Genomic DNA, 9,094 nt, shown 5'->3' on the forward strand with positions numbered 1-9,094 from the left:
TGTGATTTCCCTGTTACTGGTATTCCGTACCAATACGGCCTATGACCGTTGGTGGGAGGGCCGCCGGCAGTGGGGTGCGCTGGTCAACAGCAGCCGCAACCTGGCCATGAAGATACAGGCGATGTTGCCGGCAGACAACCAGGAAGACCGGTTATTTTTTAAAGTGATGATCCCCAATTTTGCTTTTGGGCTGAAGAATCATTTGCGCAAAACCTACCTGCATAACGAAATGGAAGCCGTTCCAGGCCAGGAACCGGCGCATACCGATATCAGCAAACATGTACCCAATCAGCTGGCCCAGCAAATGACCAGCAAAGTAATGGACCTGTACCGCGATGGGCAACTGACAGGTGATCAGTTAATTTTACTGAATCCTGAGTTACAGTCTTTTGCAGATATATGCGGGGCCTGTGAGCGTATTAAAAACACGCCGATCCCTTTCTCCTACAGTGTTTTTATTAAAAAATTTATATTCTTCTATGTGATGTCCATGCCATTTGCCTATGTATTTAGTCTGGGATACCTGATCATTCCGATGATTGTGTTTATCTTCTTTGTACTGGCGAGTCTGGAGCTGATTGCAGAAGAAATTGAAGATCCCTTTGGCAAAGACGCCAATGATCTGCCCATAGATACTATTTGCAGCAATATCCGCCTGCATGTATCAGAATTATTATAACGACTGTCCCGGCAGCGTGCTATTTTAACTTATTTTCGCAGATAGAGGCAAAATTGTACATGGAAAATGAAGCTTTACTGGAAAAATTCCAGACACTGGCAGAAGAAAAAAATTACCGCGAACTGTCAGTATATCTGGACGACCAGCTGATAACGGATATAGCCGAACTAATTCACGAAGATCCCGATGAAGCAGATGTCATCATTAATAACCTGTCGATCAGCAGAGCGGCAGCGGCTTTCCGTATCCTGGACTTTCCATTGCAGGAAGATGTGATCCGCACTTTATCGGCCGCCAAAATAGCGGAACTGATGAATGAGTTACCGGCGGATGACCGTACGGCCTTCCTGGAAGAGCTTCCCAGTGAGGCGGTGAAAGAATTGATTAAATTACTTGATCCCGAAGAACGACGTATAACCCTCTCCCTCCTTGGCTACAAGGAAAACAGCGTAGGCCGTATCATGACGCCCGACTACATTGCGGTACGGGAAGAATGGACTGTGAAAGAAGTGCTGGATTATATCCGCGAGCATGGTAAGGATAGTGAAACGATCGATGTTATATATGTGATTGACGAAAAGGGACATCTGCTGGATGACTTCCGGATCAGGGAATTCTTATTGGTTTCGCCGGAAACGGTGGTACACACCCTGATGGATGACCGCTTTGTATCGCTCCATGCCAACGACGACCAGGAAGAGGCCATACAGGTTTTCCGGATGGAAAACAGGGTAGCCTTGCCGGTGGCCGATGATCAGGGTATCCTGCTCGGGATTGTGACCATCGACGATATGTTATGGATCGCGAACGAAGAACATACAGAAGATATTCAGAAGATTGGTGGTACCGAGGCCCTGGATGAGCCTTACCTCGATATGCCTATTATGAAACTGATCAAAAAGCGCGTAGGCTGGCTCGTAGTATTATTTATCGGGGAGATGCTGACCGCTACTGCCATGGGCTTTTTTGAAGACGAAATTGCCAAGGCGGTGGTGCTGGCGCTGTTTGTTCCACTCATTATTTCCAGTGGTGGTAACAGCGGTTCCCAGGCTTCCACCCTTATTATACAGGCCATGGCCCTTGGAGAAATCACCGTGGCTGACTGGTGGCGCGTGATGCGCCGGGAAATCATTTCCGGGCTGATATTGGGTGGTGCACTGGGTTCCATCGGTTTTATACGTATCCTCCTCTGGAATACTTTCTTCCATACATATGGTGCCCATACAGTGCTGATAGGCGCCACAGTAGGCATTTCACTGGTAGGCGTGGTACTCTGGGGTACCCTTTCCGGTTCTATGCTGCCATTAGTACTAAAGAAATGTGGTGCGGATCCGGCTACGTCCTCCGCCCCTTTTGTGGCTACGCTGGTGGATGTAACGGGGTTGCTGATCTACTTTACCGTAGCATATACCCTCATGAAGGGGATATTGCTGTAAGCGCGCGGTTTTTGTCTTTCCCAGGATTATACTGATTTAGATGATTTTCCAGATTTTTACTTTTTTGATTATAAAGATTAAAAGATTAGAGAAGGTATTAGCGAAATTATCCGCTTTATCTTCTCTAATCTTTTTAATCCTGTAAAACAATCCTGAAATCATCAAAATCAGTATAATCCTGGGAAAGACAAAAACTCGCTAATAGCATATTTCCTTAAGGCTGGTTCCGTCCTTATTCTTCCGCACAATAAACAACCTGTCATACTCCTTCTCCCCAATAGAATCCACACGTGGCTTCGCTCTCAGGCTATGTAAAATGGGAATAATAGTATTGGAATGTCCCACTACCAGGAGATGTTTGCCCCAGTCTTCATGCCGGGTTACCTGGTAAATAAAGGATTCTCCACTGGTATCTGCGGCATAAAAACAGGTATCGATATGTAAACGTATACGGAGACTATCAGCTGTTGCCAGCGATCTTTTGTAAGGGGTGATATAGATTTTGTTGAGGCCAGAATCTTTTAGCAACCGGTATAATGCACCGGCTCTTTCCTGACCGGCTAACGTTAAAGTCGAATCAGGGCCTGGATTTCTTTCTGCATGTCTGATAATATAAAATGTACCGGTTAAAAACGTGGTATCTTCTGATACCAGCACAGGCTGCCGGACAGGCCTTTTGGGCTTACAAGCCACAAAGAGCAGGAGGGAAAGTAAGATTGGCAGTATGCGCATAGAGCGGATTTAGAGCAGATGGTCGCAGTACGTCCATCCAAAAGTTACGGCAATTTATGATTAAACCGTTACATTTATTCCCCAACAAAATAATGAACCGCTATGAGAAAATGGGTATTACCCGCCATTATTTTTTTATCAGCCAACCGCATCTATGCCCAACAGGCAGGCCCGCTTACTGTAGAAAAGATTATGCGCGATCCTAAATGGATTGGAACTTCTCCCGATAATGTTTTCTGGGGCACCGACAACCAGACTGTTTATTTCAGCTGGAACCCCGATAAAAACCTGACTGATTCCCTTTACTATGCCGGTATTAAAAACAATATACCCCGCAAAACGGCCGCAGAAGAGCGCGCGCTCCTCCATGCCAAAGCCGGGGGGACCTATAATACCGATAAATCATTATTGACTTATAGCTATCAGGGGGATATTTATTTACTGGAGATAAAAACCGGTAAGACCACCCGTATCACCAATACCACAGCCACTTCCCTCAACCCGGTGTTTAGTTTTGGCGGTAAGCAGGTGGTGTTTCAGCAAGACCGTGACCTCTACGCCTGGGACCGTGCCTCCGGCTTAATCAGCCAACTGACCAGCTTTGAAGCAGGCAGCAAAGCCGTTGAAAAAGACGAAGCCCAAACAGGCAATGCAGAAGAGCGATTCCTGAAAGCCCAGCAACTGGAACTGATGGAAGCAGTGCGTGACAAAAAAGCCCGTAAAGATGCTGCTACTGCGTTTAACAAGGCCCATGAAGACAAAACATTACGGCGTTTGTATCTGCAGGGCAAAAGATTAATGAACCTGCAAATCAGTCCTGATGGTCGTTTCATTAGCTACTGTCTTTTCAATGCACCTGCTGATGCCCGCAATACGATTGTACCGGAGTTTGTAACGGCTTCCGGATATACAACAGATATCTCTGCCCGTGATAAGGTAGGTTCGCCCCAGGGTACCTTTGAAAGCTATGTATATGACCGGCAGCGCGACACCGTGCTTCCTGTTAAAATGACTGAGCTGCCAGGCATCAAAGACCTGCCGGATTACGTAAAAGACTATACGAAAAAAGACACCCCGCATGTGAGAGATGTAGTGATCAATGGTCCCTACTGGTCAGATCAGGGTACCCATGCCATCGCAGACATCCGCTCGCTGGACAATAAAGACCGCTGGATTGTGTTACTGGATGCTGCTACCGGCACCGTAAAAACACTGAACCGGCAGCGCGACGAAGCCTGGGTGGCTGGTCCTGGTATTGGCTGGACAATGGGCGGCGCCAACATCGGCTGGATAGATGAAAACACCTGCTGGTTCCAGTCGGAAGCGACCGGCTATTCCCATCTGTATACAAGCAACGTAAACAGTGGAACCGTTACCCCACTCACCAGTGGCAATTACGAAGTACAGGACGCTCAATTGTCGCCCGATAAAAAATATTTTTATCTCGCTACCAACGAAGTACATCCCGGCGAAAAACAGTTTTATCGTTTAGCCGTTTCCGGTGGTAAAGCCGAAAGGATTACTACCATGCCCGGTGCTAATGAAGTGAGTGTTTCCCCGGATGGTAAGTGGCTGGCTTTCCGCTATTCCTATTCCAACAAACCCTGGGAGCTGTATCTGCAGCCCAATACACCGGGAGCGAAAGCGGTACAGGTGACGCATCTTGCACAGTCAGACGAATTTAAAACATACGCATGGCGTGATCCGCAGGTCGTTACTTTTATGGCCCGTGACCAGCAGCCCGTCTATGCCCGTTTATACACACCGGATCCCGCAAAAAATAACGGCGCCGCTGTTATCTTTGTACATGGGGCAGGTTACCTTCAGAATGCACATAAATGGTGGAGCAGCTATTTCCGCGAATACATGTTTCATAACCTGCTAACAGATAAAGGCTATACGGTGCTTGACATGGATTACCGTGGCAGCGCAGGTTACGGCCGGAACTGGCGTACGGGCATTTATCGTTACATGGGAGGCAAGGATCTCGATGATGAAGTAGATGGCGCAAAATATCTGGCAGAAAAATTGCAGGTAGACGCGCAACGCATCGGTATCTATGGCGGTAGCTATGGTGGCTTCATGACTTTAATGGCCATGTTTACCAAGCCGGGCGTCTTTGCTGCCGGCGCGGCTTTACGCTCCGTAACAGATTGGGCACATTACAATCACGGCTATACGAGTAATATACTGAATGAACCATTTACAGACAGTATTGCTTACCGCCGCTCTTCTCCCATCTACTATGCAGATGGATTGAAAGGCAAGTTGCTGATGTGTCATGGAATGGTAGATACCAATGTGCATTTCCAGGATATCGTACGTTTATCACAACGTTTGATTGAATTAGGAAAGAATAACTGGGAGCTGGCTGTGTTTCCCGTAGAAGATCACGGATTTACTACGCCCAGCAGCTGGACAGATGAATATAAAAGAATACTTTTGTTATTCGAGAGTTCGCTCTTGAAATAATGGAGCATTTTAAATTTTTTTATTTAGTCAACACTAAATAAAAAAACTACAAAAGGGAATACGGTGAATGATGCAGGTGAATGTTAAGTTATCTTAATTTTCTCCGGGATCGTTTCCGTATTCCCTTTTTCATTTTACATTAGGACGACCGTAGAATGCATGCTGACCATATCTTTAACTTAAACAATATTCACATTTCCTGATGTGATTTTAACAATTAATGCGATATTGCAATGATAAACCTTAGCACAAATCCAAAAACCTTATGTGTGGAATAGTAGCTTACATCGGGCAGAGAGAAGCCTACCCGGTAGTATTGAAAGGCCTTAAAAGACTGGAATACCGCGGATACGACAGCGCGGGTGTAGCCCTGATCAACAACGGGTTACAGGTATACAAAAGAAAAGACAAAGTGGCTGCCCTGGAGGAATTCGTAGAGGGTAAAGACATGCGCAGTCATATTGCCATTGGGCATACCCGCTGGGCTACACACGGAGAGCCTTGTGACCGCAATGCGCATCCGCACTTATCCGGCGATGGTAAACTGGCCATGATCCATAATGGCATCATTGAAAACTACGTTCAGCTGAAACAGGAACTGATAAAACAGGGCCATACGTTTAAGAGTGATACCGACACGGAAGTACTGTTACACTTCATTGAAGAAATCAAAAAACAAAATCAGTGTTCGCTGGAAGAAGCGCTGCGCATCGCTTTAAAGCGCGTAGTAGGCGCCTATGTGATTGTACTGATCGATGAAGATAATCCGGATACGCTCATCGCCGCCCGCAAGGGAAGTCCGCTGGTGATTGGCGTGGGCAAAGGAGAACACTTCCTGGCATCAGATGCTTCTCCCATCATTGAATACACGAAAGAAGTAGTGTATGTAAACGACTACGAGATAGCGATCATCAAAGCCGATGAACTGATCCTGAAAAATATTTCCAATGAAAGACAAACTCCTTACATACAGAAGCTGGATATAGAACTGGCGGCTATAGAAAAAGGTGGTTATGATCATTTCATGCTGAAGGAAATATTTGAACAGCCACAAACCATTTTTGATAGTTTACGTGGCCGTTTGGATGCCAAACATGGTACACTCACCATGGGTGGGATGCGGGAATATGCAGATATCCTGAGCAATGCCAAACGCATTATCATTGTCGCCTGTGGCACCTCCTGGCATGCAGGACTGGTAGCCGAATACATGATTGAAGAATTATGCCGTATACCGGTAGAAGTAGAATATGCCTCTGAGTTCCGTTACCGCAACCCGGTAGTAGGCGAAGGCGATGTGATCATCGCCGTATCCCAGTCCGGTGAAACGGCAGATACGCTGGTGGCTATTGAAAGTGCCAAAGAAAAAGGCGCTATCATCCTGGGCGTTTGTAATGTGGTGGGTTCTTCTATTGCGCGGTTGTCGCACGCAGGCGCCTATACACACGCAGGCCCTGAAATTGGCGTAGCCAGCACCAAAGCATTTACCGCCCAGCTGGCCGTACTTTGCCTGGTAGGCCTGAAACTGGCGGTTGATAAAGGCACCATTACGCCGCAACGCTTTCAACACTTACTCGACGAACTGGAGCAGGTACCTGAAAAAGTAGCCACCGCCCTGAAACTCGATGATCAAATCAAACAGGTAGCCGAAAAATATAAAGATGCACGCGACTTCCTTTACCTGGGCCGTGGATACAACTTCCCGGTAGCCCTCGAAGGAGCGCTGAAACTGAAAGAAATTTCCTACATCCACGCGGAGGGCTATCCTGCTGCGGAAATGAAACATGGTCCTATTGCGCTGGTAGACGAACATTTACCAGTAGTAATTGTAGCCACAAAAGATAGCTACTACGAAAAAGTAGTATCCAACATCCAGGAAATCAAAGCCCGCAAAGGCAAGGTGATAGCAGTCGTAACAGAAGGCGACCACATCATTCCTCCCATGGCGGACGACGTGATTTTTGTACCGGCAGCCGATGAAATGGTAGCACCTATTATCTCGGTAATACCGTTACAATTACTCGCCTATCATATCGGCGTATTAAAAGGTCTGGATGTAGATAAGCCCAGAAATCTGGCGAAATCTGTTACAGTAGAATAAACAGCTGTTAGCCTTTAGCTATTAGCTTTTAGATTAGAGCGGATAACTTATGAGCTAGTCGCTTTAATCTAAAAGCTAATAGCTAATGGCTAACAGCTCCAAAGATGTATCCTCATGAATAATATCCAAAAAAGACCCCTCTCCGATCTGGGGTATAACTTTATTGAAACCACGTTACCGAAAGGCAAAGACGAATATTATCTCCGTAATGAACAATGGAGCAGACAAGATCAGTACAGGAAATTAACAGCATATGAAGTAGAGGCGCTGGTACGCAATGACAACACTTCGGACGACTGGAATATTATTTTTGTATCCAACGAATTTAATCCGCAACTGGTACAACACTGCCACTTTTTCGGCATGGTACGTATCGGGAAACTGGAGCCTTACTATCTTGAGTTCCATAACCTGCGGATGCCGGTGGGCTTATATAACAGCACTATCTGTGCCTGCGATTTCGGTGATAATGTAGTGGTGCATAACGTCAATTATCTCTCCCACTATATTCTTGGAAATGAAGTGATTGTTGCCAATGTAAATGAAATGGCCACTACTGATTACGCCAAATTTGGTAATGGTATTCTGAAAGAAGGGGAAAATGAAAGCGGTCGTATATGGATGGAATTGTGCAACGAAAACGGTGGCAGAAATGTGATGCCGTTTGATGGCATGCTTCCCGGAGACGCTTACCTGTGGACCCGCTACCGTGATGACGAACAGCTGCAACATCAGTTCAAACTCTTCACTGAAAAACAATTCGACAAAAGACGTGGCTACTATGGTATGGTCGGTGATCGCACTGTGATCAAGAATTGCAAAATGATCAAAGACGTGACCATTGGTACTGACGCCTATCTGAAAGGGGCCAACAAACTAAAAAATCTCACTATCAACAGTAACAGCGAAGCTTCTTCACAAATCGGAGAAGGCTGCGAAATGGTGAATGGCGTGGTGGGTTTCGGCTGTCGCGTATTCTACGGGGTGAAAGCAGTGCGTTTTGTAATGGCCTCTCATTCGCAGTTGAAATATGGTGCACGACTCATTAACTCTTACCTCGGCAACAATGCCACCATTTCCTGCTGCGAAGTATTGAATTCACTGATCTTCCCGGCACATGAGCAGCATCATAACAACTCTTTTCTTTGTGCTGCCCTGATCATGGGACAAAGTAATATGGCCGCCGGTGCTACCATCGGATCCAATCATAATTCCCGCGGCGCAGACGGTGAAATCATTGCCGGAAGAGGATTCTGGCCGGGTCTCTGTGTAAGCCTGAAACATAATTCCCGCTTTGCCAGCTTCACGCTGATCTCCAAAGGAAATTATATGTCAGAGCTGAACATCCCCATTCCGTTTAGCCTCGTAGTAAATGATGAGCATGATAACCGCCTGAAAATAATGCCTGGCTACTGGTTCCTGTATAACATGTATGCAATTGCCAGAAATTCCTGGAAATATGTAGACCGTGATAAGCGTACTGACAGGGTGCAAAACATTGAATACGATTACCTGGCGCCAGATTCCGTGGAAGAAATGTTTCAGGCACTGGCCATTATGGAAACCGCTACCGGTAAAGCCTGGTACGCACTACCGGAAAACACGCCAAAGAAGGAACTAACGGAAAAGGATATACGTAAAAAAGGAAAAGAGTTACTGAAAAATAACCTGGAA

Annotated in this window: 6 protein-coding genes; 5 read left to right on the forward strand and 1 reads right to left on the reverse strand. The window is 46.3% G+C overall.

The annotated features are described in order from the left end of the window. The coding region (locus tag VIP81_RS10365) for a bestrophin family protein (protein WP_331959507.1) at nucleotides 1-679 on the forward strand (679 nt) is incomplete at its 5' end. Between the two features lie 59 nt (nucleotides 680-738). Further along, nucleotides 739-2,115 carry a magnesium transporter gene (mgtE, locus tag VIP81_RS10370; protein ID WP_331959510.1) on the forward strand — a complete coding sequence of 459 codons (1,377 nt, stop codon included), beginning with the start codon at nucleotides 739-741 and terminating at the stop codon, nucleotides 2,113-2,115. A gap of 198 nt (nucleotides 2,116-2,313) precedes the next feature. Here the strand turns inward: mgtE and VIP81_RS10375 are convergent, their stop codons facing one another. After that, entirely contained in the window at nucleotides 2,314-2,847 is a 534-nt protein-coding gene (locus VIP81_RS10375) for a histidine phosphatase family protein (RefSeq protein WP_331959513.1), read from the reverse strand. A gap of 102 nt (nucleotides 2,848-2,949) precedes the next feature. Between VIP81_RS10375 and VIP81_RS10380 the strand changes: the two genes are divergently transcribed. From VIP81_RS10380 to VIP81_RS10390, 3 genes are all read left to right on the forward strand, one after another. After that, nucleotides 2,950-5,319 carry a S9 family peptidase gene (locus VIP81_RS10380; protein ID WP_331959516.1) on the forward strand — a complete coding sequence of 790 codons (2,370 nt, stop codon included), beginning with the start codon at nucleotides 2,950-2,952 and terminating at the stop codon, nucleotides 5,317-5,319. A 265-nt stretch (nucleotides 5,320-5,584) separates the two neighbouring features. Then, a complete protein-coding gene (gene glmS, locus VIP81_RS10385) occupies nucleotides 5,585-7,420 on the forward strand; it encodes a glutamine--fructose-6-phosphate transaminase (isomerizing) (protein ID WP_331959519.1) in 1,836 nt (611 codons plus the stop codon). 114 nt (nucleotides 7,421-7,534) lie between these two features. Then, nucleotides 7,535-9,094: DUF4954 family protein (locus VIP81_RS10390; protein WP_331959522.1), on the forward strand; the 1,560-nt coding region annotated here is incomplete at its 3' end.

This window comes from Chitinophaga sp. (genome assembly GCF_036566945.1).
Classification (GTDB): Bacteria; Bacteroidota; Bacteroidia; order Chitinophagales; family Chitinophagaceae; genus Chitinophaga.

Bases quoted from the DNA above. Each gene is read 5' to 3' on its own strand.
- mgtE (WP_331959510.1), top strand. From the start codon at position 739: ATGGAAAATGAAGCTTTACTGGAAAAATTCCAGACACTGGCAGAAGAA.
- VIP81_RS10375 (WP_331959513.1), bottom strand. From the start codon at position 2,847: ATGCGCATACTGCCAATCTTACTTTCCCTCCTGCTCTTTGTGGCTTGT.
- VIP81_RS10380 (WP_331959516.1), top strand. From the start codon at position 2,950: ATGAGAAAATGGGTATTACCCGCCATTATTTTTTTATCAGCCAACCGC.
- glmS (WP_331959519.1), top strand. From the start codon at position 5,585: ATGTGTGGAATAGTAGCTTACATCGGGCAGAGAGAAGCCTACCCGGTA.